The sequence below is a fragment of the Acinetobacter sp. 243_ASPC genome, from assembly GCF_001054715.1.
GTDB classification, from domain to species: domain Bacteria; phylum Pseudomonadota; class Gammaproteobacteria; order Pseudomonadales; family Moraxellaceae; genus Acinetobacter; species Acinetobacter soli.
The window spans coordinates 25,109-50,302 of the sequence record NZ_JVOR01000005.1 but is presented as its reverse complement, the minus strand read 5'-3'; the positions used below and the strand labels follow the sequence as shown (position 1 = coordinate 50,302).

The 25,194-nt window shown below is 45.4% G+C and carries 26 protein-coding genes and 1 pseudogene; 17 read left to right on the top strand and 10 right to left on the bottom strand.

Annotated elements, in window-relative coordinates:
• The 6 genes and pseudogenes from ADA42_RS00500 to ADA42_RS00475 all read left to right on the top strand — a co-directional run.
• Positions 1 to 396 (top strand): annotated as a pseudogene (locus ADA42_RS00500) (DEAD/DEAH box helicase); the annotation flags it as partial.
• Between the two features lie 376 nt (positions 397 to 772).
• Positions 773 to 1,591: an ABC transporter ATP-binding protein gene (locus ADA42_RS00495; protein WP_048763053.1), complete on the top strand. Its 819-nt coding sequence runs from the start codon at positions 773 to 775 to the stop codon at positions 1,589 to 1,591.
• Complete coding sequence (mlaE, locus tag ADA42_RS00490) at positions 1,588 to 2,364, top strand: lipid asymmetry maintenance ABC transporter permease subunit MlaE (RefSeq protein WP_004934483.1); 777 nt, start codon at positions 1,588 to 1,590, stop codon at positions 2,362 to 2,364. The genes ADA42_RS00495 and mlaE overlap by 4 nt, the downstream gene beginning before the upstream one ends.
• A complete protein-coding gene (locus ADA42_RS00485) occupies positions 2,364 to 3,032 on the top strand; it encodes an outer membrane lipid asymmetry maintenance protein MlaD (RefSeq protein WP_048763052.1) in 669 nt (222 codons plus the stop codon). The genes mlaE and ADA42_RS00485 overlap by 1 nt, the downstream gene beginning before the upstream one ends.
• Positions 3,033 to 3,050: 18 nt before the next feature.
• Positions 3,051 to 3,683, top strand: a complete 633-nt coding sequence (locus ADA42_RS00480; protein WP_004934488.1) for an MlaC/ttg2D family ABC transporter substrate-binding protein — start codon at positions 3,051 to 3,053, stop codon at positions 3,681 to 3,683.
• 12 nt (positions 3,684 to 3,695) lie between these two features.
• Positions 3,696 to 3,983 carry an STAS domain-containing protein gene (locus ADA42_RS00475; RefSeq protein ID WP_004945157.1) on the top strand — a complete coding sequence of 96 codons (288 nt, stop codon included), beginning with the start codon at positions 3,696 to 3,698 and terminating at the stop codon, positions 3,981 to 3,983.
• A 45-nt stretch (positions 3,984 to 4,028) separates the two neighbouring features.
• On the opposite strand, the gene ADA42_RS00470 is transcribed toward ADA42_RS00475, so the two are convergent.
• Positions 4,029 to 5,042 carry a CorA family divalent cation transporter gene (locus ADA42_RS00470; RefSeq protein ID WP_004934494.1) on the bottom strand — a complete coding sequence of 338 codons (1,014 nt, stop codon included), beginning with the start codon at positions 5,040 to 5,042 and terminating at the stop codon, positions 4,029 to 4,031.
• Positions 5,043 to 5,199: 157 nt separating this feature from the next.
• Between ADA42_RS00470 and ADA42_RS00465 the strand changes: the two genes are divergently transcribed.
• Positions 5,200 to 5,784 (top strand): TIGR00730 family Rossman fold protein, encoded by a 585-nt coding sequence (locus ADA42_RS00465; protein ID WP_025095676.1) that lies wholly within the window; start codon positions 5,200 to 5,202, stop codon positions 5,782 to 5,784.
• Positions 5,781 to 6,227, top strand: coding sequence for an NUDIX hydrolase (locus ADA42_RS00460; RefSeq protein WP_081407796.1), 447 nt, complete (start codon positions 5,781 to 5,783; stop codon positions 6,225 to 6,227). The genes ADA42_RS00465 and ADA42_RS00460 overlap by 4 nt, the downstream gene beginning before the upstream one ends.
• On the opposite strand, the gene ADA42_RS00455 is transcribed toward ADA42_RS00460, so the two are convergent.
• Together ADA42_RS00455 and recG are read right to left on the bottom strand one after the other, a co-directional pair.
• Positions 6,179 to 6,835, bottom strand: a complete 657-nt coding sequence (locus ADA42_RS00455; RefSeq protein WP_048763050.1) for a ComF family protein — start codon at positions 6,833 to 6,835, stop codon at positions 6,179 to 6,181. The two genes, ADA42_RS00460 and ADA42_RS00455, sit on opposite strands and share 49 nt — an antisense overlap.
• Positions 6,822 to 8,867 carry an ATP-dependent DNA helicase RecG gene (gene recG, locus ADA42_RS00450; RefSeq protein WP_004934502.1) on the bottom strand — a complete coding sequence of 682 codons (2,046 nt, stop codon included), beginning with the start codon at positions 8,865 to 8,867 and terminating at the stop codon, positions 6,822 to 6,824. Before recG ends, ADA42_RS00455 begins: the two co-directional genes overlap by 14 nt.
• Before the next feature lie 23 nt (positions 8,868 to 8,890).
• Here recG and ADA42_RS00445 point away from each other — a divergent pair, with 23 nt between their 5' ends.
• Positions 8,891 to 9,718 (top strand): NAD(P)H-binding protein, encoded by an 828-nt coding sequence (locus ADA42_RS00445; RefSeq protein WP_048763049.1) that lies wholly within the window; start codon positions 8,891 to 8,893, stop codon positions 9,716 to 9,718.
• Between the two features lie 117 nt (positions 9,719 to 9,835).
• Positions 9,836 to 10,825: a putative solute-binding protein gene (locus tag ADA42_RS00440; protein ID WP_228137565.1), complete on the top strand. Its 990-nt coding sequence runs from the start codon at positions 9,836 to 9,838 to the stop codon at positions 10,823 to 10,825.
• A gap of 39 nt (positions 10,826 to 10,864) precedes the next feature.
• Here ADA42_RS00440 and plsB read toward each other — a convergent pair whose 3' ends face one another.
• On the bottom strand, positions 10,865 to 13,432 hold the full coding sequence (plsB, locus tag ADA42_RS00435) for a glycerol-3-phosphate 1-O-acyltransferase PlsB (protein ID WP_048763047.1): 2,568 nt from the start codon (positions 13,430 to 13,432) through the stop codon (positions 10,865 to 10,867).
• 281 nt (positions 13,433 to 13,713) lie between these two features.
• Between plsB and ADA42_RS00430 the strand changes: the two genes are divergently transcribed.
• A complete protein-coding gene (locus ADA42_RS00430; RefSeq protein ID WP_004934510.1) occupies positions 13,714 to 14,586 on the top strand; it encodes an acyl-CoA thioesterase in 873 nt (290 codons plus the stop codon).
• Positions 14,587 to 14,665: 79 nt separating this feature from the next.
• Entirely contained in the window at positions 14,666 to 15,916 is a 1,251-nt protein-coding gene (locus tag ADA42_RS00425) for a dicarboxylate/amino acid:cation symporter (RefSeq protein ID WP_048763046.1), read from the top strand.
• A 45-nt stretch (positions 15,917 to 15,961) separates the two neighbouring features.
• Here ADA42_RS00425 and ADA42_RS00420 read toward each other — a convergent pair whose 3' ends face one another.
• The 6 genes from ADA42_RS00420 to ADA42_RS00395 form a co-directional block, all read right to left on the bottom strand.
• The gene (locus tag ADA42_RS00420; protein WP_171076848.1) at positions 15,962 to 16,909 is read right to left on the bottom strand and encodes a metal-dependent hydrolase; all 948 of its coding nucleotides are present in this window, start codon (positions 16,907 to 16,909) and stop codon (positions 15,962 to 15,964) included.
• 109 nt (positions 16,910 to 17,018) lie between these two features.
• On the bottom strand, positions 17,019 to 17,840 hold the full coding sequence (yihA, locus tag ADA42_RS00415) for a ribosome biogenesis GTP-binding protein YihA/YsxC (RefSeq protein WP_025095667.1): 822 nt from the start codon (positions 17,838 to 17,840) through the stop codon (positions 17,019 to 17,021).
• Between the two features lie 86 nt (positions 17,841 to 17,926).
• The gene (locus ADA42_RS00410) at positions 17,927 to 18,355 is read right to left on the bottom strand and encodes an RrF2 family transcriptional regulator (RefSeq protein WP_025095666.1); all 429 of its coding nucleotides are present in this window, start codon (positions 18,353 to 18,355) and stop codon (positions 17,927 to 17,929) included.
• Positions 18,356 to 18,460: 105 nt separating this feature from the next.
• On the bottom strand, positions 18,461 to 19,222 hold the full coding sequence (locus ADA42_RS00405) for a globin domain-containing protein (protein WP_048763045.1): 762 nt from the start codon (positions 19,220 to 19,222) through the stop codon (positions 18,461 to 18,463).
• A 94-nt stretch (positions 19,223 to 19,316) separates the two neighbouring features.
• Positions 19,317 to 20,867, bottom strand: coding sequence for a helicase HerA-like domain-containing protein (locus tag ADA42_RS00400; protein ID WP_048763044.1), 1,551 nt, complete (start codon positions 20,865 to 20,867; stop codon positions 19,317 to 19,319).
• A gap of 20 nt (positions 20,868 to 20,887) precedes the next feature.
• Entirely contained in the window at positions 20,888 to 22,081 is a 1,194-nt protein-coding gene (locus ADA42_RS00395) for a PLP-dependent transferase (protein WP_025095664.1), read from the bottom strand.
• A gap of 169 nt (positions 22,082 to 22,250) precedes the next feature.
• On the opposite strand from ADA42_RS00395, the gene ADA42_RS00390 reads away from it, so the two are divergent.
• The 5 genes from ADA42_RS00390 to rplW all read left to right on the top strand — a co-directional run bounded on the left by ADA42_RS00390 (position 22,251) and on the right by rplW (position 25,186).
• Positions 22,251 to 22,982, top strand: a complete 732-nt coding sequence (locus ADA42_RS00390; RefSeq protein WP_025095663.1) for a type 1 glutamine amidotransferase — start codon at positions 22,251 to 22,253, stop codon at positions 22,980 to 22,982.
• A 263-nt stretch (positions 22,983 to 23,245) separates the two neighbouring features.
• Complete coding sequence (gene rpsJ / locus ADA42_RS00385) at positions 23,246 to 23,557, top strand: 30S ribosomal protein S10 (RefSeq protein WP_004725677.1); 312 nt, start codon at positions 23,246 to 23,248, stop codon at positions 23,555 to 23,557.
• A 59-nt stretch (positions 23,558 to 23,616) separates the two neighbouring features.
• Positions 23,617 to 24,255: a 50S ribosomal protein L3 gene (gene rplC, locus ADA42_RS00380; RefSeq protein WP_004934532.1), complete on the top strand. Its 639-nt coding sequence runs from the start codon at positions 23,617 to 23,619 to the stop codon at positions 24,253 to 24,255.
• An 11-nt stretch (positions 24,256 to 24,266) separates the two neighbouring features.
• Positions 24,267 to 24,869 (top strand): 50S ribosomal protein L4, encoded by a 603-nt coding sequence (gene rplD, locus ADA42_RS00375; RefSeq protein ID WP_004924100.1) that lies wholly within the window; start codon positions 24,267 to 24,269, stop codon positions 24,867 to 24,869.
• Positions 24,866 to 25,186: a 50S ribosomal protein L23 gene (rplW, locus tag ADA42_RS00370; protein ID WP_004924102.1), complete on the top strand. Its 321-nt coding sequence runs from the start codon at positions 24,866 to 24,868 to the stop codon at positions 25,184 to 25,186. Before rplD ends, rplW begins: the two co-directional genes overlap by 4 nt.
• Positions 25,187 to 25,194 lie beyond the last annotated feature (8 nt).

Genomic DNA, 25,194 nt, shown 5'->3' with positions numbered 1-25,194 from the left:
TTTGATGACCGTCCAAAGCGTAGCTTCGGTGGTGAAGATCGTCCGCGTCGCGAATTTAATTCAGATCGTCCACGCCGTGAAGGTGGCTTCAACGATAAACCGCGTTTCGATTCAAACGATGACAACCGTGGCAATCGCGTAGATTACAAGCCACGTCGTGAAGGCGGTTTTGGTGATCGTCCTAAGCGTGACTTTGGCGACCGTCCTGCACGTCGTGAAGGTGGTTTTGGTGATCGTCCACAGCGCTCTTTTGGTGATGACCGTCCAAAGCGTAGCTTCGGTGGTGAAGATCGTCCAAAACGTAGTTTTGGTGGCGAAGACCGTCCAAATCGTGGTACGAAAGAAGAATTTTTCAATCGTGAATCAGGTGATCGTCGTCGCAAAAACGACCGTTAATTCACAAAAGTAAATAAAAAGCTGGCTTCGGCCAGCTTTTTTATTGTGATAAAACTGTGTAAAATGATCAATATTGAGAATCATATCAAGAAATTTTATATAAATGCGTAATCAAAAACATCACCATAGCTCAGGTTTCATTAAGGCGCTTATGACACGCGCTTGGTGGTTGCCGTGCTTAAGTTTTGTCTTGATGTTATGTAATATTTTCTATTTCTCTTATTATTTTTACCAAGATTAGTACGCGTTTTGTCTGTGCTTTTTCAGCAACATCACCCGGATGAATGAAACGCTGCATTGTCAAAATAATAACAATCCTGAGCAGTTTCAGTGCTATATTATGCAAGCTTAAAAAAATGCAGGAATCTACTCTGCTATGAATAATTTAACGTCATCCTTTTCTGACGCTTTAATTGACGTCCAAAATCTAAGTTTCAATCGCGGCGATCGTATCATTTATGACAACATTAGTTTGTCTATTCGTCGTGGTCAGATTACAGCGATTATGGGGCCGTCAGGAACAGGTAAGACGACTTTGTTGCGTCTGATTGGTGGGCAGCTGAGTCCAGATCAAGGACAAGTTTTACTAGACGGTAAAAATATTGCCACCATGACACGTCACGAACTCTTTGCGGCGCGCGCCCGAATGGGAATGTTATTCCAAAGCGGTGCTTTATTTACCGATATGTCCGTCTATGAAAATGTTGCGTTCCCTATTCGAGCGCACACCAAACTGCCTGAGCATCTGATTGCCGAACTCGTGGGGCTAAAGCTGGAGTCGGTTGGGTTGCGTGGTGCAGAGCATTTGATGCCAACCGAGCTTTCTGGCGGGATGAATCGACGCGTTGCGCTGGCACGTGCAATTGCGCTCGATCCAGATCTGATTATGTACGATGAGCCTTTTGCAGGCCAAGATCCGATTGTCAAAGGTGTGTTAACCCGTTTAATCCGATCTTTGCGTGAAGCACTTGATCTGACCACCATTATTGTTTCGCATGATGTACCTGAAACTTTATCGATTGCAGACTATATTTACGTGGTTGCAGAAGGCAAGATTCAGGGTGAAGGCACACCCGAAGCATTGCAATCGAATGCTTCGGCCTATGTGAGACAGTTCCTGACAGGATCAGCTGAAGGGCCTGTCGAATATCAATTTAGTCAGCGCGCTTATTTAGATAAAGAGGTATCGCCATGAATGCGATCGCTTGGCTGGGCCGGCTTGTGATAGAGCGCGTTCGAGGGATTGGTGTTGCGGCCCTAATGCTATTGCAGATTTTATTTTCCATGCCATCTTCAGGCGGTTTTTCTCGGTTTATTTACCAGATGTACCGCGTTGGGGTTATGTCATTGTTGATCATTACCGTCTCGGGCTTGTTTATTGGCTTGGTTATCGGCTTACAAGGCTACTCAATTTTAGTAAATGTAGGCAGTGAAGCAATGCTGGGCACCATGGTGTCTTTGACCTTGCTGCGTGAACTGGCACCTGTTGTTGCTGCATTACTTTTTGCCGGTCGAGCAGGTTCTGCACTGACCGCGGAAATTGGCTCGATGAAACAGAGCGAGCAATTGGCCAGTATGGAAATGATCGGTGTCGATCCACTTAAGCAAATTGTCTCGCCACGTCTTTGGGCTGGAATTGTGAGTTTGCCGATGCTTACCGTGATTTTTGCTGCCATCGGAATTTTAGGCGGCAAAATGGTGGGGGTCGATTTTCTGGGCGTCGACGAAGGTTCTTTCTGGAGTGGTATGCAAAGCAATGTCCAGTTTGGTCACGATGTCGTCAATGGCATTATTAAAAGTATCGTATTTGCTCTGGTATGTACTTGGATTGCAGTCTATCAAGGCTATGCATGCGATCCAACGCCTGAGGGGATTGCTACCTCAATGACGCGAACGGTGGTGTATTCGTCATTGTGTGTACTGGGTTCAGATTTTGTTTTGACTGCGGTCATGTTCGGAGGTATTTAATGAAATCACGTACAAGTGAGCTGGCCGTCGGAATATTTGTGATTATTTTCGGTGTGGCATTGTTTTTTTTAGCCATGAAAGTGAGTGGCCTTGCTGGGACCAATCTTAGCGATCCGTATAAAATGACCGCACAGTTTGACAATGTCAACGGTTTAAAGCCGCGTGCCAAAGTCACCATGAGCGGCGTGACCATTGGGCGGGTTGAGTCTATTACGCTTGACCCAGTGACCCGCTTAGCTACTGTTTCGTTTGATTTAGATGGCAAACTCACCACATTTAATGCACAGCAACTTAAAACGGTTGAGAAAAATGCACTTGAGGAACTGCGTTACAGCGCAGACTATCAAGCTGCTGCTCCAGCACAACAAAAAACGATGGAACAGCAACTAATTAATAACATGAAATCCATCACCAGTATCGATGAAGATGCTTACATTATGGTATCGACAAATGGGTTATTGGGTGAGAAGTATCTCAAGATCGTGCCGGGTGGTGGTCTGAACTACCTCAAGCGTGGTGAAGCAATTTCAAATACCCAAGGTACAATGGATCTTGAAGATCTAATTAGCAAATTTATTACGGGTGGTGCCGGTAAATCATCAACAAACTCTACGGGCAATACGGTCGAGTCAGCTTCTTCTGAAGCACAGCCGTCATTTACCGAGTAATTATTAGGAAGCACGCACATGAATACATTATTTAAGCAAACGCTCACCGCAAGTGTTTTATCTTCAATGTTGATGGGAACAGCTTTTGCTGCACCCGCTGAAGCACCGCCAGCGTTTATTAAACGTGTTGCAGATGGCCTGATTACACGTTTGAAAACCGATCATGCCAAATTGCAAAACAATCCAGCTGCGGTCAAAGCGATCGTTCGTCAAAACCTTGATCCGTACATTGACTCACAAGCCTTTACCCGTATTGTTATGGGCACTTATGCAACCAATCAATACAGTAATGCGGCTCAGCGTGCGCAGTTTGAAAATAACTTCCGTGAAACACTGATTGAAAATTACGGTACGGCTTTTGCGAAGTACAGCAACCAGTCTTACACCATGCGTCCATACAAAGAAACCGGAAGTAAAAATCCTGTTGTGACGCTAGACTTCAATAACAACGGTGAAAAAATTCCAGTGTCGTTCCAGTTGGCAGACAAAGGGTCACAATGGAAAATTCGTAACATCAATGTTTCTGGTATCGATCTAGGCTTGCAGTTCCGTAACCAGTTTGCAGCAACCGTGAAGCGTAACGGTGGTGATCTTGATAAAGCCATTGCGAACTTCCAGCCAGATGCGGATGCCGCAGTCAAAAAGAAATAATGCAGGTTTAACGTGATTCAGTTTCTAGATCAGCAGTTGGTCGTTTCTGGGCAAATCGACTTTGACAATGCACAGGCCATGTGTGAGCAAGGGCATCAACTGATTGCCCAGCACTCGACTTTTCCTTTGGTGGTGAATCTGAGTCAGTTGAAAAATGGCAATACCTTGGCCTTGGCGGTGCTAATTCAGTGGCTTCGCTCGACACCTCAGGCACAGGGGCTGCATTTTCAAGATGTACCTGCAAAAATGCTCAAGATCATTCAAGCCTCGCATCTGGAAGATGATTTGGTACTGATCTGAGTCAGTTTCAAAAACAGAAAAAGCACTGCCATGGCAGTGCTTTTTTTAAATCCATTTTTTCCAGCGGAAATAAATCATTGGCCCAACAAATGACACCATAATGATCATGGCAACCACTAAAAAGCTCATGGCGCCATGTGCAAAGGGTAATTCTTGTGTATTCATGCCGTAGATACTCGCCACCAGCATCGGTGGCGCTAGCATACTTGGCAAGATCGAGAAGCGACGAATCGTATCGTTCTGTTCGGTGTTAATGAAACCAGACGTGGTGTCGAGTAAGAAACGCACCTTTTGAAACAAGAAGGCATCGTGTTCGACCAGCGAGCGAACATCTTCGCTGAGCTCGCGAATATCGGCATCATAAATATGACTGCCCAGCGCGCGCGGACGTGCTAAAAAGGTTAATACACGGCGTAAATCAATCAGACACAGCTGGGCTTTTCCCAACACGTCTTCTTGTTGAGCCAGACGGGTAATCATGTCGTCGAGATCCAGCATCTGTTCGCGATGATGATTATTCAGGACTTCTGTGGAGTATTTTTCGAGGTCCTTGTGGATATCTTCCAAGATATCCGCAAGCTCGTCTAGTTTGGCTTCGAGCAAACCCAGTAATATCCATGTCGGATCTTTATAATCCATATCATAGTCATTACGCCGCGCACGGGCACGAAAGGCCCGAAACGCCACCAGTTTTTCACCACGCAGAGTAAACAGGCGGTCTTTATGCAAAATAAATGCGACAGTTTGTACCATCGCCAAAATATTGCTGCTGTCTTCTGTATCACCGTCAACTTGATAGTTTTTATTTTTCGTTAAAAAATAAGTACTGATATGCAAAATTCCATCGTCATCGCGGTAGAATCGAGCAGATGAAGAAATGTCTTCGAGAGATTTCAGTGTAGGTAAATTGCGATCATATGCATCGAGTACCCATTGTTGTTCTTCTTGAGAGGGTGCAATGAGGTCAATCCAGACCAATTCTGGATGCAGATCGAATCCACCATTGATGGTGGCATCTTCCAGACTACCGCGCTCTGTGGCATAAAAGGCTTCAAGCATAATGTCTTTTCTCCCTTGCGCAGTACGGGGGTAAATGAATGCGTGTATTTTAGACAAGGATTAGGTCAAAAACACTCGTTGTTGCGTTAATTTTGAAAAAAATCTTTCTAAAGCTTACTTTGTAAGCATGACAACTTCACAACATGGTAAAAAATCTATGAATTCAGTTTGTATTTTTTGTGGTTCTGCTGTTGGTACTGATCCTGTGTTTATTCAAGCGGCGCAAGCGACTGGGCAACTAATTGCCCAGCAAGGCAAAACGCTGGTGTATGGTGGTGGTCGTTCGGGACTTATGGGTGTTGTTGCAGACTCGGCGTTGCAGGCTGGCGGGCGCGTAATTGGCGTGATTCCAACTGCATTGGTCGATCGTGAGTTGGCACATCCGCATTTAACCGAACTACATGTGGTAAAAAATATGCATGAGCGTAAAACCAAAATGGCCGAGCTTTCGGATGGTTTTATCGCTTTACCGGGTGGCGCAGGTACACTCGAAGAAATTTTTGAGCAATGGACATGGGCACAGCTGGGTATTCATCAAAAACCATGTGCCTTTTTAAATGTACGTGGCTTTTACGATGCACTTTTAAACATGATTCAGGGCACCGTCGATAACGGATTCACTCAATCACGTTTTGTCGAGAAGCTGATTGCATCAGATGATATTCAGAGTATTTTAGAACAGTTTGAACACTATCAACCCGCCATGCCAAAATGGGGCGAACATGCCAAGGTTCATCCGTGAGCGATAATCTGACTACGAAAACCATTCGGGTGGCTGCTGCGATTATTTTCAATGATGATCAGCAGCTTTTACTGGTACGAAAACGCAATACCACGTTTTTTATGCAAGTGGGTGGCAAGCTTGAAGCCAACGAATCCAGTGAAGCGGCGATTATACGTGAAACCTTTGAAGAAACCGGATGTCATAGCCACATTGTGCAGAGCTTGGGTCGTTTTGAAACTCAGGCAGCCAATGAGCCAGATCACAGCTTGATTGCAGATGTATACTTATTGCAGCTAGAAGGACAGCCACAGATTCAAGCCGAAATTGCTCAGATGAAGTGGATAAGTGTAGATGACCAGCACACGCCTCTTGCACCGCTAACCCGTGAAATAGTTTTACCGTGGTGTGTGAATTATCTGGCTTCACGTGAAACAGAGGCCGCAGCGACACAGATCGGATAAATGCGTTGGCATCCTAATGTGGTGAGTGCTTGAGACAAGGCGTAAATTGAGCTGCCTGTCGTGACTACATCATCGATAATCATGACCCGCCGAAAGCGAGTGCGCACACGCAAATCGGGTACGAATTGCTGCTCAATACCCGCGATGCGCTCTAATCGGCTTAAGCCCTTTTGTGTGTGTTCAGCCCGACGCAGCACGGGTTGCCATATGGGAAGGTTAAGCTGTTTGGCGACACCTTCAGCAATCAGCATCGCTTGATTATAACCACGTTCACAAAGCCGCGCTGTCGAAATCGGCATTGGCACAATGGCCTGAACCCGCGGTAAGGGAAGTTGCAAAATCAGTTGTGTGAGTAAGCGCTGATGATGCAGTTTTTCATGGTATTTAAATTGCTGCACAATCTGATTGATCGGGTCGGCATATTCACATGCCGCCTGAATGTTCAATTCATGGCGCAGCACCGAATCATTGAGCCACGGCAGATCTTGCCAGCAATCTGTGCAAATGACGTATGGACTGTGTGCGGCAGAATGACCGCACAGCGGACAATGTCGCGTGTGCTGCCAGAGCGTGTGTAATGAATGATACACTGCCTTAAACATAGGCATATCGCGGCGCTTCTGGCAACCAGCGTCTTAGTAGCGCATCAGCCTGTTCCGGATAATCACTGAGCATTTGTCCCGCGACATAATGCGCCTGCGTAAGAAGATGATCATCTCGCTCCAGTTTGGCCACACGAAAATTCATGTCACCGGTTTGTTTGGTGCCGAGAAGTTCTCCCGGACCACGCAGCTCAAGGTCTTTTTCGGCAATCACAAAGCCATCATTGCTTTCACGCAATATAGATAAACGCTCTTGACCATTTTGGGACAGTGGATGCTTATAAAGCAACACACAAAAACTCGCTTGAGCGCCGCGTCCTACTCGGCCACGTAACTGATGCAGCTGCGATAAGCCTAGCCGCTCTGCATTTTCAATCACCATAATGGAGGCATTCGGCACATCGACGCCCACTTCAATTACAGTGGTGGCGATCAGTAATTGCAATTCGTTGGCTTTAAATGCAGCCATGACCGCCTGCTTTTCATCTGCTTTCATTTTGCCATGTACCAATCCCACTTTGAGCTCGGGAAAGCGTGACAAAATTTCCTCATAGGTGGCTTGCGCTGCTTGCGCATCTAGTGTTTCAGATTGCTCTACCAGTGTGCACACCCAATAGGCCTGTTTGCCGTCTTTACAGTTATTGGCAATTCGATTGAGTACTTCTTCGCGTCGATCGAGTGGAATGGTCACGGTCTGAATCGGTGTTCGTCCCGGGGGAAGTTCATCAATCACCGAGGTATCCAGATCTCCATAAGCGCTCATGGCGAGAGTACGTGGAATTGGTGTGGCGGTCATCACTAACTGATGCGGGGTCAGATGATCGACACCTTTATTGCGCAGCGCCAAACGCTGATCGACTCCAAAGCGATGTTGTTCATCGATAATCACCAAGCCAAGTTTGGCAAATTCGACATTGTCTTGAAATAGCGCATGTGTTCCGACCACCAACTGCGCTTGACCAGTTTGAATCAATTGTTCTGCATGTGCGCGGGCTTTGCCCTTTTGTTTGCCAGATAACCATGCCACTTGAATATTTAAGGGTTCAAACCAGCGTTTAAAATTCAGATAATGCTGTTCGGCCAGAATTTCAGTGGGTGCCATCAGCGCAACTTGCCACTCTGCTTCCAGCGCATGGCAAGCAGCCACAGCAGCCACCAAGGTTTTACCTGCACCGACATCACCTTGTACCAGCCGCAGCATCGGCTCGGGGCGCTGCAAATCTTTGGCAATTTCATGAGATACCCGCTTTTGAGCTTGCGTCATATGAAAGGGTAGCTGTGCCAGTAAAGCTTTAGCCAAAACCTGACTGTAGGCAAAGGGTGGGGCGGCAATCTGGCGAATATAGGCACGGCGGGTCAGCAAACTGATTTGATGTGCCACCAGCTCTTCAAAGATCAAACGCTGCTGTGCAGGATGAGATCCTTGAGCTAGCTGTTGCATATTGGCATTGAGTGGTGGTTCATGAATGTAGTGCAATGCTTCTTTTAAAGCATAGCCATTGGTAAATTTCTCTGGCAAAAGCTCAGGCAGCTGGTCGCTAAACTGCGCCAAGGCCTGTTTAATATAGTCTCTTAACTTGGCCTGAGTTAGCCCTTCGGTGCTCGGATAAATGGCAGTCAGTTGAGTTTTCGGGAGCGGGGTATGCTCTCGAATAACTTGTATTTCAGGATGATACAGTTCTAACCCACGTGCACCAACGCGTACTTCACCAAATATTCGTAAGCGATTTCCCGGGGTGAGTTTATCGGTCAAACCTTTATATAGATAATAAAATCGTAAAGTCACTTTACCAAAATCATCTTGGACCAGTGCAGCCACGGACTTTCGTTTTCCTGGTGGAAAGTCAACTGATTTTACCCATCCCTCTAGCAGGTAGGTACGACCGACCACGAGTTGGTTCATCGCAATAACCGTGCTACGATCTTCGTAATCACGAGGCAAATGAAACAACAAATCGTCTGTATTAAACAGATGTAGTTTCTCAAGTAAACTGGCGGCTGCCGCTCCAACGCCTTGCAAATGATGGACTGAAGTCATGTCCCTCCAACTCAGGATGTCCGATGCATATTTTATTTATTGGCTATGGTAAAACATCTCAGCGCGTTGCTAAACAATTATTTATGCGCGGTCATCAAATTAGCGCCGTGAGTCGCCACCCCAAACCAGCGGATTTTGCAGATCATATGACCCAAGATATTCATACACTCGATTTATCGGGCTGTCGCCCTATAGATTGGGTGTATGTTTTACTTTCTCCTGAAAGTAGCGATCCAGCAAATTACCGTCATACTTATCTGGAGAGTGTCCAGCCAATTGCAGATGCCCTCAAATATCATCCAGTTCAGCGTGTGGTCGTGGTTTCCTCAACGCGGGTTTATGGCGCACAGCAATCGGGCGAATGGGTCGACGATCACACCATTCCCGAGCCTGCCGATGAACAGGCCAAGTATTTACTTGCCATGGAGCAGGCGTGGCATCAAGCCTATCCGCAACGTAGTATTGTAGTTCGACCAAGTGGAATTTACGGCAATTCAGTTGCACGGATGCGCAAGCTGGCTCAAAGTACCCAGACTTATCCTGCAGTTCATTATAGCAACCGGATTCATATTGATGATCTGGCTGGCTTTTTGGCTTATCTGACAACACTGGATTCGTTTAAACCCGTGTATCTGGTCAGTGATGGGCGGCCTTATCCATTGCATGAAATTATTCAGTGGTTTCAGTTACAACTTCACTTACCACAGCTCCAGCTTGAGCGTACGTGTCTGACTGGAAAACGAATTATGGCACGTGATTTTATTGCATCGGGCTATGAGTTGCAGTCACCCGACTGCTTTAGCGTGTATCGTGCTCAGCTCGATTCTACAGCACCGACTGCTCAAGATTAATCTGGCTTGACTGTGCTGACTTTTCATCATGTCACTTGGGGCATGGTGTTCAGTGCGCAAACACCGTAAGGTGAATGCTGAAACATATCAATGATTAAAATAAAAAAAGACGATGACATGATGCAATTAAAAGTTTTATTGGGAATTGGGCTTTACTTACTTGCTGTGCAAAGCTGGGCGCTTGAGACTACATGGTGTGTCTATGATCCGGTCGGTCCGCAAGGCGAGATTAGCCGCCGTGCTCAAGATATTGCGCAATACGCGCAGTCTCAGCAAGTGAAAATTACGCTGAAAAGTTATAAAAATGAGCAAGATGCACTAAAGCAATTTGATCAGGGCTATTGCTCAGGTGTGATGGCAACGAATTTTCATACCCGTCAGTACAACCAGTTTATGGGCGGTACGGCAGGTGTTGGCTTTGTTTCCAGTCATCAGGTTGCCAAAAGTTTTATGCAGATGCTGAGCAATCCGAGCCTTAAGCCGCACATGGTGCAAGGAGAGTTTGAAGCGCTGGGTATGATTCCGCTGGGTATGACCTACATGGTGCTTAAGCGTACCGACATTAACAGTGTCAGTGATTTAAAAAATAAGAAAATTGCAGTGTTAGCAGTAGATTTACCACAAATTGCGCTGGTACAGTCAGTTCGTGCCCAGCCAGTACCCGTGCAGCTTGAATCTTCGGTGGATGCTTTTAAACACAATCAGGTTGATATCTTGCCAGCGCCTATTTTTGCGCTACGACCTTACAATCTTGAACGAGAATTTGGTCCGTCCATTCGTGTGGTGAACTTTCCGTTGTCTTATGTGGCGATAAATGTGGTGATCCGGCACGCACAGTATCCAAAAGGCTTTGGTCAAAGTATGCGAAGTTGGTTTGCCTTGCATAGCGCCAGTTTGATTGCACAGACGATTCGTTGGGAAAATGGTATATCGTCGTATTATTGGATGGATGTATCTTATAGAGAGAAGCAGGCGTATGAATTGATTTTAGCCAGAGTACGTCAACAGTTTATTCGCTCGAAATATTACGATCCGGCCTTTGTGGCTTTAATTTTACGCTTGCGCTGTATGGATGATCCACGTTATTTCGAATGTCAATTTCGTTAAAGGTACAGCCTAGCGAACTAGACTGTACCATCAAAACGATTATTTCTTTTTACGTTTTAAACGACGCTTGGCTTGTTGAGATGCCATCGCTTCGAGCGCACTTTTTAGCTCTTCATCGCTAAACGTCGTAATGTGCTGCAGCATCTGCAGGGTGGCTTCATCGAGGACCAGTTTGGCGCCTTCAGCCATATTGCTAAAGTTGCGGTCAAACTCAATCGCACCTTCAGAATTGGTTTTGATATAACTTTGCTGGGTCAGTACTTTCAGGAAGCTTTGAAACAGTGCTTTATCAAAAAATTCTGGCGAGTTGAACTCATACAGCACCGATAAACGCTGTCCGAGCAAATGACTTAAGTCTTCCACTTGCTTGGCCGAAATATTGCCAGAGCCACGCTGAGCAATTAAAGCCAAAGTCATGTAATAGCGCTCTAGACTTTGCTTCACGGGTGCAGCCAGAATCACCAGCTGATTATGTTCTTCCGAGTTTGGTGCCAAGCTGACCAGATCACCGTCTTGATCGATTTCAATCACACCCGATGCGGTAAGCGCATCGACATAACGATCAATTTCTGTGATCAGTGCATCGCGAGACCATTTCAAAAATAGCTCGGCTTGTAAGAACGGATACAAGGTGCGAATGACATTGTGCAAATCTTTACGGCTGACTTTACCATTGTGTTCAACCAGTGAAGCCATCAGTGACGGCAACACAAACGCATGCAAAATATTGTTACGGAAGTAGGTCAGTAATACCGCCTGATTATCTTCAATCGCAATAATATCGCCTAGAGCATGCTGAACACGCTTGATCAACTTTAACTTCAAACCGTAGGCAATGATTTCTTTGCCCGACAACGAAGTTACTTGACTACGTTCATCGTAAGGCTGCTGAGCCATCAAGTTGCGATAAGCATCGAGCTGCTTAATACACAATTCTTCATCGAGCGTGTGCTTTGGTGTAGCCAGTAAAATCAGTGACAACAGCGACACCGGATTAATCACGACTGCACGGTTAATATTTTCTAAAATGGCGTGTGCTGAACTGTTAATGGCCTGCGAGACTTCATTTGGCAGCGGATCATCATTTTTCTCAATTTTGATCTGATCGGCATTGTGCGCTTTGAGCATATCATCGAGAAAAACTGGCTCACCAAAGTTGACATGAACCTTACCAAAAATTCGCTCGATTTTACGCAGGGTTTTTAAAATGCCCAGTACCGATTCCGCTTCTTTTGGATTTCCTTGCATTTCGCCTACATAGGTTGAGCCTTCCATCAGGCGCTCATAACCAATGTAAGTCGGTAAAAACACAATCGGCTTGGCACGGCCACGTAAATGGCCGTGAATGGTCATGGCCAGCATGCCGGTTTTAGGAGGCAATAAACGACCTGTACGTGAACGGCCCCCTTCAATGAAGTATTCCAGTGGCGTGTTGCGAGACAAAATGCTGTACAGATATTCTTTAAATACCGATGTATACAGGCCATTGCCACGGAAAGAGCGACGAATAAAGAATGCACCGCCACCACGCAGTAACTGCCCGACAAAAGGTAAGTTCAGGTTATCGCCTGCGGCAATGTACGGCACCATCAGACCACGTTTATAAATCACATACGACAGCAGCAGATAGTCGATATGACTGCGATGACAAGGGGTATAAATAATCTCGTAGTCTTTGGCAAGTTCGCGCACGGTGCTGAAGTTATGTACCTCAACGCCATCGTAAAGCTGTGTCCAGAGACGTGTCAGAGCCATATCGGCAAAACGCACGGCAGAATGCGAATAATCCGATACGATTTCATTGAGATAACCAATGGCACGACTCTCGGCTTCTAGCATGCTGATTTTAGAGCGAATACTTTCACGGCGAATTGCATCTTGCACATCGCGTGCCTTAATCAGCGATTCCATCACATTGCGTCGATCAGATAAATCCGGGCCAAGCACCACTTCACGCTGACGATCTAGAAAATCATTTAAGGTGCTGATGATATAGGTAGCCGGAGACAGATTCGGATAATGTGTCTTGGCATATTCCACCAACTGACGAAGCGATTGAGATTCATGAAACTCAAGATAAGACTGGCGTCCGTGTAAACCAATATTCACCAGTTGCTTGATTTTGCTTGGGGTTGCCCACGTGTCGGTAAACAACAGCTTCACCCATGAATCTTCTTTATCCGGTGCACGTCCCCACAAGACTGTAACAGGCACCAGTTCGATATCGGCATCTGGATATTTTTCCAATATCTCAATCAAACGCAATAATCGTGGCGGAAATGCATGTGGCGGTGGATTTAGCAGATTACGCTCATCATGATGCTGTAAAAACAGTACCGAAGCCTTTTCCTGATGCTCAGCCACATGTAAAGGATCGAGCGCAGGTTTTAAGTGCAGGCGTCGCGTTTCACTGTCGACCACCAAGGCATTACTACGTGAGTAGTTTTGCAGTACATAGCACACAATCTTAGGCGAAAGAGATGCTTCTGATGCTGCGGATGGAGTTGGTTCAGCAGGGACCTCCCCAAGAACATGTGGAGTGACCACAAGGTCTAGCAACTTACTGGAAAGCCGTCGATACATCTGACCGAAGCCATGCTTGGACATAAAATCTCCTACTCAAACAACCAAACCCCAGCCACGCAGACCGGGTACAATGTGATGAATTGATTTGCAAAAACAATGCGCTATTTTCTGCTAATTTGTATGCAGAGTGCTAGCGTTTATCGTTAAAAATCGTATTTATACTGACAATTGGTAATGTGAAGTGTGATCTGTGACGCATTTAATGCCAAAGCTGAAACGCTGGATTTATGGCAAAATAGTTCAAAGATCATTACGCATTCACTCTCGCGCTATTTTTAATTTTGACATAGAAAAGGCATTCCATGAATACATTGACCCAAGAACTGGTTGAACTTTTATCACTGGAAAAGCTCGAAGAAAATCTGTATCGCGGCATGAGTCGCAACTTGGTTGGCAAACGCGTGTTTGGCGGTCAGGTACTCGGCCAGGCACTTCGTGCTGCATCGTATACCACGGATCGTCCGGCTCATTCCTTGCATGCCTATTTTTTATATGGTGGCGATATCCACGCGCCGATCGTATACGAAGTGAATCCGCTACGCGATGGTAAAAGTTTTGTTAGCCGTGAAGTGCGTGCCATTCAGCATGGTCGTACCATTTTTTCTGCCATGGTGTCTTTTGTTGCACCCGAAGAAGGCCTCAACTATCAAAATGATGCGCCAGTTTATCCTGCACCTGAAGACGTAAAATCGGAAGCCGAACTCAAACAAGGCATGATTGATTTTATTCCCGAAAACGTCCGTGCCAGCTTCATGCGCGAGCGTCATGTCGAGATTCGTCCAATCGATCCCGTAAATCCATTTCAGCCACAGCCCCAAGCGCCCACTAATGCACATTACATTCGCACGCATGATCAAATTCGTGGTGAGATGGATCAAGTGGCCCTACATCAGGCAATCGTGGCATTTTATTCAGATTTTACCCTCATGACCACTGCACTCAAGCCGCATGGACTTAGCTATATTTCGCCAAGCCTACAGTGTGCCAGTATCGATCATACGATTTATTTCCATCGTCCAGTCCGTGCAGACGAATGGATGCTGTACGACATGGATGCCACTGTCAGCAGCAGCTCAAGAGGGTTGAACTTTGGACGCATGTGGCAAAACGGCATGTTGGTGTGTAGTACGGTTCAAGAAGGTTTAATCCGCTTGCGTGAAATTGAAACCCAATAATTTCAGATGTTAAAAAGCACTCGATTCTTCGAGCCGAGCGTGTCATATTGCGGCTAACGAATTAAAAAAATGATGCATTATGAGCTTAAACACGCAGATTTTTATTGCTGCGGTGATTGGGGTTGTATTCGGACTCGTACTGAGCCTAAATCCTGAAACCGCATTCTTTTCCAGCAGTTTATATATTTTAAGTCTGATCAGTAGTATCTTTATTGGCCTACTTAAAATGCTGCTGATTCCCCTGATTTTTACCTCAATTGTGGTGGGGGTGTCTAACCTGCAAGCCAGTGGGCAGTTCAATCGGGTGTGGAAAATTACGGCGTTATGCTGTTTTACCACCACCACTTTTGCGCTGATTTTGGGAATTGGCTGTGCACATTTGTTCTCTGTTGGGCAGGGCATGGATATTGGTATATTTGCAGACGCCATGCAAAATCATCAAACGCCAGATACCCTGACGCCTTCGAGTTTTCTCACCAACTTTATTCAAAATACTCTGATCAATCCTTTTAAAGCCTTTGCTGAAGGGAATGTGCTGGCAGTGGTGGTCTTTGCTTTACTATTGGGTGCCGCACTGATCAAAGGTGGTGATCGCTTTCAGTCGGTCCGTGTGCTCAGTGTACAACTCTTCGATATCATGATGATGCTGGTCGGCTGGGTGATGAAACTGGCACCCCTTGGAATCTTGGCATTGCTGGCCAAACTCATCGCCACTGAAGATTTAAAAGTGCTGGGGAGTCTGGCTGAATTTGCTTTAGTGGTGACAGGAACCACGATTTTTCATGGTGCAGTGGTCTTGCCACTGTTATTGTGGATCTTTGGCAAAATGAATCCAATCACCTTTTTCAAAGGCACGCGACTGGCTCTGATTACTGCATTTGCAACCAGTTCGAGCTCGGCTACCATGCCCTTAAGTATGAAATGTGCGCAGGAAAATCTGAAAGTTCGACCACAAACAGCCGGATTTGTGATTCCACTGGGAACCCAGTTAAATATGGATGGCACAGCACTTTATGAAGCGGCGGCGGCCTTATTTATTGCCAATCTAATCGGGATGGATTTGAGCTTGACCCAGCAATTGATTGTGTGTCTAACGGCCATGATTGCCTCGTTGGGTGCCCCAGGCATTCCAAGTGCAGGAGTGGTCACCATGATCATGGTATTGCAATCGGTCGGATTACCTGCTGAAGCGATTGCGATACTGCTACCGATTGATCGGATTCTGGATACCGTGAGGACAGTAGTGAATGTACAAGGCGATATGATGATCAGTGTTGTGGTCGATCGCTATGCCAAACAAGCCGAACCCCAATCCACTGAACTTTCCTAATGAAAAAAGCAGATCTTAAGATCTGCTTTTTTAAGCATCTGGTTTTTATGCGGCAGCTTGTAAGGCGCGTTTGGCAGCTGGAGAGCGGTTCAAATACGCGACCGCATCGTCTGTACTGCCTTCCTTTACAGGGTCATACCATGGCATTAAGTAGTCGATCTGCTGTGCAATCAACCAAATTGGACTAGGCAATAACTGTTGGTCTTGACGCGCTTGTTTATACCATTCTAACCAGATCCATGGACGGAACAGGCTCGGTTTATACTCGGCAAAGCGTGGGTCTTGCTTCATAATGTGCGCGGCACCATCTACCCAAAGTCCAAGCACACCAATAATCACGGCCACACTTAAATAATAGCGTGCAATATAGCCACCGCCTAAGTGTCGATACAAATCAAAAGCCACGGTACGGTGCTCGATTTCTTCTGCACCATGCCATTTCACTAAATCGAGCATTTCAGGATCGGCGCCCAACTGCTGCCATTTCTGGTTATAAAGCGCATATTTGCCCAATACGCAGGTCATGTGTTCGACGGTTGCGATTACACCTAAGCGAAATAGATCCCAGTGCTTTTCAAGTGCAGCCGGAACGGTCAAGTCAAAAGGCTTGTCTGCCAGTGCTTTGGTGAATACAACATTCATGATATCCAGATTGCGCTGAATATCAATGTGGCGTGCAGAGAGATATTCTTTATTGGCCGACTGGTGTGCATTGGCATGCATGGCTTCTTGGCGTATAAACGCCTGTACGTCGAGTTTGAGCTTTTCGTCGGTAATTTGCGGTAAAACTTTGTTATAAAGACGACAAAACCAGAATTCACCAGCGGGCAAAATATTATTGATTTCATTAATAAAGTAGCTTGCAAACGGCTGATTTGGAATCCAGTCAACGGGTGTGTTTTGCCAAACAAATTTTACTTTTCGCGGTTGAATACGATAATCAATAGACGATCCAGGAAGTTTCTTTTTTAAAAATGACAACATACTCATAATCATGTCCTAATCTGTTCTAAACAGAACAATGCATGCATTTGAGTATAAAAAAATGCCCCGATACATTGCTTTGCAATACGGGACATTCCATTGTCATTTGGTGATGACGTTAATCATTTTTTTGCGATTGTTCAGCATCATCTTCCGAATCTGTCTCGATATCCAAATCTGCATCGGAGACTTCAGGAATTGCGCTTAAATCAAAATGTTGTTCTTCGCTTAAGGTGAAGTTTAAACGACCAGCCATGACGCTGGCGAGCTCTTCAAGTCCTTGCTTGTTCAGTGATGAAAACAGCTGAATCGAGAAGTTAAGCTTCATTTTTTTCAAAGATTGCTTTACGTCCAAGAGCACGGTATTGGCAGGGCCACGATTTAATTTATCGGCTTTGGTCAGTAAAATATGTACAAATAATTTACGTGCATGCGCCCATTCCAGCATCATGGTGTCAAAGTGTTGCAGGGGATGGCGGATATCCATCAACAACACCAAGCCTTGTAAACTTTTACGATGGATCAAATAGTTTTCCAGCTCTTTTTGCCAGACACGTTTCATGTCTTCTGGAACTGCTGCGTAGCCGTAACCAGGTAAGTCGACGAGACGTTGATCTGGATTACCCAAGCTGAAAAAGTTGATCATCTGCGTGCGTCCAGGTCTTTTAGAGGCACGTGCGAGCTGTTTTTGATTGGTGAGTGTGTTAATTGCGCTCGATTTACCTGCATTTGATCGGCCTGCAAATGCAATTTCGTAACCAGTATCTTCTACACACAGCGAAAGTTTCGGTGCACTCATCAGAAATTCAGCTTTACGCAACCAATTCAGGGATTTAACTGAATACTCTGTAATCGCAGGATCGGCTTTACGCTCATAACTAATTTTTTCTTTAGGTGCGAGTTTGGCCTTGGTATCTTTGGATTTCGCATAGCGATGCATAGAGCTTAACTTTTTCAATGATAAATACACGAGCCATTATAAAGGAAGTCTCGACATCTAGCGAATCGAATACGCCGTGTTTTACGCTATAGTGCCACAAAGGCGATTGGCGAGTAGGTTGGTGGTGCGTTTAAAACGTCACGTAGCGTGTGCTGATCGAGTGACACATAAAACTGCTCAAGCGCTTGATCTAGAATACCTTTTAGACCGCAATGCGCACGCATGACGCAAGGTGGTTCATGGCATTCCACAATCTGGTGATCACCTTGAAGAATCCGCACAATATGCCCTAGTCGAATCTCTAGCGCTTTGGGATTTAAACGTAATCCTCCACCTTTGCCCCGTGTTGTAATGATCCACTCTTGTTTTCCCATAAAGTGAACCACTTTAACCAGATGATTTTGTGAGACATGCAAATCCTTTGCAATATCGGCAATGGTGTACGGGAATTCACTGGGGCGTGAAACATACATCAGAATCCTCAGTGCATAATCGGTAAATTTATTGAGCTGCATGATCCGCAAAGACAACAGATGAAAAAGCCCATCTTAGCCTGAAAGTCCTCAGAAAGAAACGTGGAGACGAAGACAGTATGGATTTCATCTGTGAATTTTAAACCCTTAAATAGGAGCACTCAGATGCAGTTCATCTCCAACCTGATAGGCATTTAAAAGACGATCTGCGACGTGATGATTTGCAGCGTCTTCTGGTGTTTTGACTTTAAATGCCCATACATGGCTTGCTGCTTGAATGCGATGCAATGGAAATTGTTCGGGTTGTTTTAAACCTAACTCTGGAACATTTACCCGAACAGTAACCGATGAAGGGATCTGAATGTCAGGAAGTGGATGGGTGTCGACTGCCGCGACACTAAAAATCTTGCCTTCATCGTCGGTGTGAATATCCACGATTTTGAACTCACGCCATCCGGCCCAGCCACCCGGTTGTGCGGCTAGCTGATGATATTTTTCTTGCTCAACACAAATCAAAAGATCTGCTAATTGTTGATAAGCCTGTTGCCACGCCAAGATCAGTTCAGATTCAAAGGGAACGTTCAATACCTCAGAAATCGAATGTAAAAGATGCTCACCTACAATTGCATAATGCTCAGGTTGAATGTCTAGACGAACATGGGTGCTGGTAATGTGCTCGACAGCTTTGGCTAATTTTTCCGGATGCTCAATGTGTTCGGCATAGGCCAGTACCGCAGCGGCCAAAGCACGGGGCTGACGTCCAGTTTGCTGATGATCTTGATTAAAAATATGCTTAAGTTCAGGATGTTGTTTTAACATGCGTGCGTAGAAATAACGGGTTAATGCAACACCGTGCTCACGTAAGACCGGGACTGTGGATTGAATGAGTTGAATGTGCTCAGGCGTCATGATGCGACCATTTGTAGTTTATAAGATGTATTTAAAATACATCTTATAAAGTGCATTTTCAATATACCTTTTAAAAATAGATAAAAATAAAGATCTATCGCTTTCCAAACAGTGAGCCGAGCAAGCCACGAACCAGTTTCTGGCCGGTTGGTCCGCCCAGAGTGCGTGCTGCACTTTTAGCAAATGTACCCAGCACATCTTGAGTCAGTTTGTCGCGGTCACGCTGAGCTTTTTCATCGGCTTTTTGCTGTTCACGCGCTAAGCGCTCTTGTTCTTTGGCCTGCTGTTTTGCTAAAGCTTCCTGCTGTTTGGCTTGCTGTGCAGCTTCAGCTTGCGCCTGCTCTTGCTCAAGCCGATCACTGACTTTTTGTTGCAGCATTTCATATGCACTATCGCGATCGACCATCTTTTCATACACACCCGCCACCAAACTCTGCGCCATCAGCGCCTGACGTTCTTCATCACTGAGTGGGCTAAACGATGAGTAGGGCGGCATAACCCAGCCACGTTGTACAATTTGAGGTGTGCCTTGTTCGTCGAGACAACTGATCAGGGCCTCTCCAACTGCCAGTTCTGTAATGGCCTGATCGACTTTAAAATCTGGATTGGCCCGAAAGGTATCGGCGGCTGTTTTTACCGCTTTTTGATCTTTAGGAGTAAAGGCGCGTAAGGCGTGCTGGACACGATTTCCCAGCTGGCCAAGTACGCTTTCTGGTAAATCCAGTGGATTTTGGGTAATAAAGTATATCCCAACCCCTTTAGAGCGAATCAGACTGACCACCTGCTCAATTTTCTGTTGTAGGGCAGGGCTGGCGTTGTCAAACAGCAAGTGGGCTTCATCAAAAAAGAACACCAGTTTAGGCTTGTCGGCATCGCCGACTTCAGGCAGTTGTTCAAACAGTTCGGACAACATCCACAGTAGGAAGGTGGCATAAAGTTTTGGTGAGTTCATGAGCTGATCCGCGGCAAGCAGATTGATGTAGCCATGGCCTTGAGCATCGGTTTGAATAAAATCCAAAATATTTAAGCTAGGTTCACCAAAAAATTGCTCAGCACCCTGATCGCCCAAGGCCAATAAATTGCGCTGAATTGCCCCTATACTGGCAGGCGATAAATTACCGTATTCGGCTTTTAAATCGGCAGCATTGTCACTGACATAACTGAGCATGGCTTTTAAATCTTTAAAATCGATGAGCAGCAATCCTTGATCATCGGCAATACGAAACACTGCCGATAACACGCCCTCTTGGGTGTCGTTCAGATTGAGCATTTGTGCTAAAAGCAGCGGCCCAATTTCGGAAATGGTGGTTCGAATAGGGTGCCCGTGCTGACCGAACACATCCCAAAATACAGTGGGAGAGGCAGCAAATGGAATTTGATCAAGGCCTAAGAGTTGTAAGCGCTGTTCAAATTTGGGGTTACTGCGACCAGCTTTGGCGATACTTGATACATCACCTTTGGCATCGGCCAAAAAAACCGGGACACCAATCCGTGAAAAATTTTCTGCCAATACTTTTAAAGTAACTGTTTTTCCTGTTCCGGTTGCGCCGGCAATCAAACCATGCCGATTGGCAAACTCGGAATGTAAAACAATCTCTTGTGAAGGATCACGGCTGTTTTTTGCAATGATAATTGGTGTTCCCATAGGTTGTCCTCTGGTGATTGTTATTCAAGTTGTTGTAGTGCGTTTTGGATATCTTGAATTAAATCTTGCGGATGTTCCAGTCCTATGCAAAAACGAACCAGTAAACCCTGTTGTAAATGTGTAGTATCTAACTGACGCATCTGTTTCAGATCATAAAGCATGACCAGACTCATTGGGCCTCCCCAGCTAAACCCCAGTTTGAAGAGTGTTAATGCATCACAAAAACGTCGAATCGCAGCCAAATCATATTCGGAGTCAAAAATTACACTGACCAGACCCGCACTTTGCCCTGTAGTACATACCTCTTTCCAGTAGATGTGTCCCGGACTGCTGGCAAGGCTAGGATGGAGCACTTGTGTAAATTGCGTTTGCTGTTGCAGCCACGTTAGTAAAGTGCGTGCGTGATCGGCCTGCTGTTGATAACGCAGCGCCATATGCGGCAAACTGCGTATAATCTGTGCTGTATCATCACCCGACACACAAATGCCCTGATTGGCATGAATTTTAAAAAGTCGATCATGCAAGGCTTTACTGCGGGTGATTACGCTACCCATTAAGATGTCGCCTCCACCACTGGGGTATTTGGTCAGGGCATGTACCGTTACATCGACCGAGAGATGTTCATCGCCAATATCAAAAGCGTTAAACGCCAAACCAGCTCCCCATGTATTGTCCAAAGCAGTGATAACCTGAGCAGCTTGGGCCTTTTTTAATAATGCTTTTAAATCTGGAAACTCAAGCGTAATCGAGCCTGCTGCTTCAAGCCAAAGGAGCTTGGTTGCTGCGCTGGGTACGAAGCTGTCTGCGTCAATCGGATTATAGATTCGCACATGAATACCGTAACGCTGTTGCAAATTTTTTAGGTGCTCTATGTTTGGTCCATAAACGTTATCTGGCACCCAAACCTCATCACCTTGGCTTAAAAATGTCGAATTGACTAAATTAATCGCCGAGAGACCACTCGGTGCCAGTAAGCAAAACTGTCCACCTTCAAGCTGTGCCAGTTGATCACCGAGCGTAAATGTAGTGGGTGTGCCATGAGTTCCATAACTATAGTCATAGGGATCGCTCCAATGGCGATCAAAAAGGTGCGCCGTACTTGGAAAAATAATGGTTGATGCACGAAACAGGGGAGGTTGGATGCTATGAATATACTGCGGTGCATTGCGTGGCGCATGAATCAGTGCAGTTTGCGTTTTTTTATTGTCAGACATGGTGCAAAATCGTAATGGAATTTGAACTAGAGTAAAAAAAATTAAGCAATTACGCCAGTTTTTGCGTGTTTTGTTGGTTTTTATTTGAAAGTGTCAATTTTCATTTAAGTTGGCTTCAATTTTGCAGAACCCTCTTTGATACTAACAACAATATAGGTTTGAATTGCGCATGAAGCCGTTTTTAAAAGTGCATTATTTTCAGCATATTGCTGGTGAAGGGTTCGGAAGTTGCTATGAATTTCTTAAGTCGAACCACGCCAAAATTACTGCAACCGAATTTTTTGCCTTGCCAGCCGATTCGGCGCTTGAAATTGAAGCGTTGCCACAAATAGAAGATGTCGACCTGCTCATTATTATGGGGGGAAATATTAGTGTGAATGACGAAGCCAATTATCCATGGCTCAAGCTTGAAAAACGTTGGCTCCGGCGCTATCTTGCGGCAGGAAAACCGGCTATCGGCTTGTGTTTGGGTGGGCAACTCATTGCCAGTGCCTTAGGCGCTGCGGTAAGTCACAGCGCCTATCATGAAGTCGGCTGGACCACAGTGCAGCGCGTGCATAATATTCCAGCAACGTGTTTTCAATTACCCGAGCGCGTCAATGTATTGCAGTGGCACAACGAATGCTTTGAAATTCCCAAAGGTGCAGTGCATTTGGCAGAAAATCAAATTTGTCGTAACCAAATGTACCAGATTGGCAAAAATGTTTTGGGCTTTCAGTTTCACCCCGAAATTACCCCACAGACACTTGAGTTGTTCCTAGAAGATGATGAGCATGTTGGTCACTTAACCGGCGATATTATCAGCAATCTGGCAGAGCTTAAGAATTCTCGGCGCGGGTATTTTCAAGAAGGTAATCAATTACTCAACCAAGCGATTGAATATGTATTAGAGGCATCTTGATTGCATCGGTAGGGGCATCAATAAAAACAAAAAAAGCCCAAATTTTATGAAAAAAACCAGAAATAGAATTGCATAAGACTTAAACAATCGTTATAATGAGCCACCCCAAATTATGGGGCATTTGCTGCGGAAAACGTAGTAAATGCATGACAGTCGCGGCATCGATCGTGACCTTAGTGATTTTCACTGCCTTTGACACTTACCATTAGGTGAGGTGCGTCAAGGGTGATTCTTTATATATTTTTGGCTTGGAGTTTACTGGTATGTCTAACCAGAGAATCCGTATCCGTCTTAAGTCTTTTGATCATCGTTTAATTGATCAATCTTCTCAAGAGATCGTAGAAACCGCTAAGCGTACTGGCGCACAAGTGTGTGGTCCAATCCCGATGCCTACTCGCATCGAACGCTTCAACGTTCTTACTTCACCGCACGTAAACAAAGACGCGCGTGATCAGTACGAAATCCGCACCTACAAACGTTTGATCGATATCGTTCAACCAACAGACAAAACTGTTGATGCATTGATGAAATTGGATCTTGCAGCTGGTGTTGATGTTCAGATCGCATTGGGTTAAGGCTTTCGGGTTAATTAGTGCCTGGCATTAATTAAGCTGCTTTTTTAGAGGTTACACACATGGCTATTGGTTTAGTCGGCCGCAAGTGCGGTATGACCCGTATCTTTACAGATGCCGGCGTCTCTGTGCCTGTTACAGTGATTGAGGTTGATCCTAACCGTATCACTCAAATTAAAACGCTTGAAACTGATGGTTATCAAGCGGTTCAAGTTACTACTGGCGAACGTCGTGAATCTCGCGTAACCAATGCTCAGAAAGGTCACTTCGCGAAAGCGGGTGTTGCTGCTGGTCGTTTGGTTAAAGAGTTTCGCGTAACTGAAGCTGAGCTTGAAGGCCGTGAAGTTGGCGGTACAATTGGTGTTGATTTGTTCGCAGTTGGTCAAGTTGTTGACGTAACTGGTCAATCAAAAGGTAAAGGTTTCCAAGGTGGTGTTAAGCGTTGGAACTTCCGTACCCAAGACGCGACTCACGGTAACTCAGTTTCTCACCGTGTTTTAGGTTCTACAGGTCAAAACCAAACTCCTGGACGCGTGTTCAAAGGCAAAAAAATGGCCGGTCACCTAGGTGACGAACGCGTAACAGTACAAGGTCTTGAAATTGTATCTATCGATGCAGAGCGTTCAGTTCTCGTTGTTAAAGGTGCGATTCCTGGTGCTACTGGTGGCGACGTTATCGTTCGTCCTACGATCAAGGCCTGAGGGGAAATAACGTGAATTTAAAAACTGTTTCCGGCTCTGCTGTTGAGTTGTCTGAAGTTGCTTTTGGACGTGAATTTAACGAAGCTCTTGTACACCAAGTTGTTACAGCTTACTTAGCTGGTGGTCGTCAAGGTACTCGTGCTCAAAAATCTCGTGCAGAAGTATCTGGTGGTGGTAAGAAGCCATTCCGTCAAAAAGGTACAGGCCGCGCACGTGCTGGTTCTATTCGTAGCCCAATCTGGGTTGGCGGCGGTAAAACATTTGCTGCTCGTCCACAAGACTGGTCTCAAAAAGTAAACCGTAAAATGTACCGCGGTGCAATGCAATGTATCTTAGCTGAACTTGTTCGCCAAGATCGTCTTGTATTGGTTGAAGAGTTTGCTGTTGCAGCTCCTAAAACTAAAGAATTGCTTGCTAAACTGAACGACTTGAATGCTGCTCGTGCATTAATCGTTACTGATGCTGTAGATGAGAATCTATATCTTGCAGCACGTAACCTTCCACATGTAGATGTGGTTGATGCAACTGCAATCGATCCTGTTAGCTTGATCGCGTTCGATAAAGTTGTGATGTCTGTAGCTGCTGCTAAGAAAATTGAGGTAGAACTCGGATGAACAACGAACGTATCTATCAAGTCCTAAAAGGACCAGTCTTCTCAGAAAAGGCACAAGTTTTAGGCGAAACTGCTGGTGTTCAAGTGTTCAAAGTTGATATCAATGCAACTAAACTTGAAATCAAAAAAGCAGTTGAAAAACTTTTTGGTGTAGACGTGCTTAAAGTAAACACGACGATCACTAAAGGTAAATCGAAGCGCTTTGGTAAAACATTAGGACGTCGTTCTGATGTTAAAAAAGCATACGTCACCCTGAAAGCTGGCCAAGATGTAGAAATGGCTGACTTGGGCGATACCGCTGAAAGCGCAGCGGAATAAGGACGAAA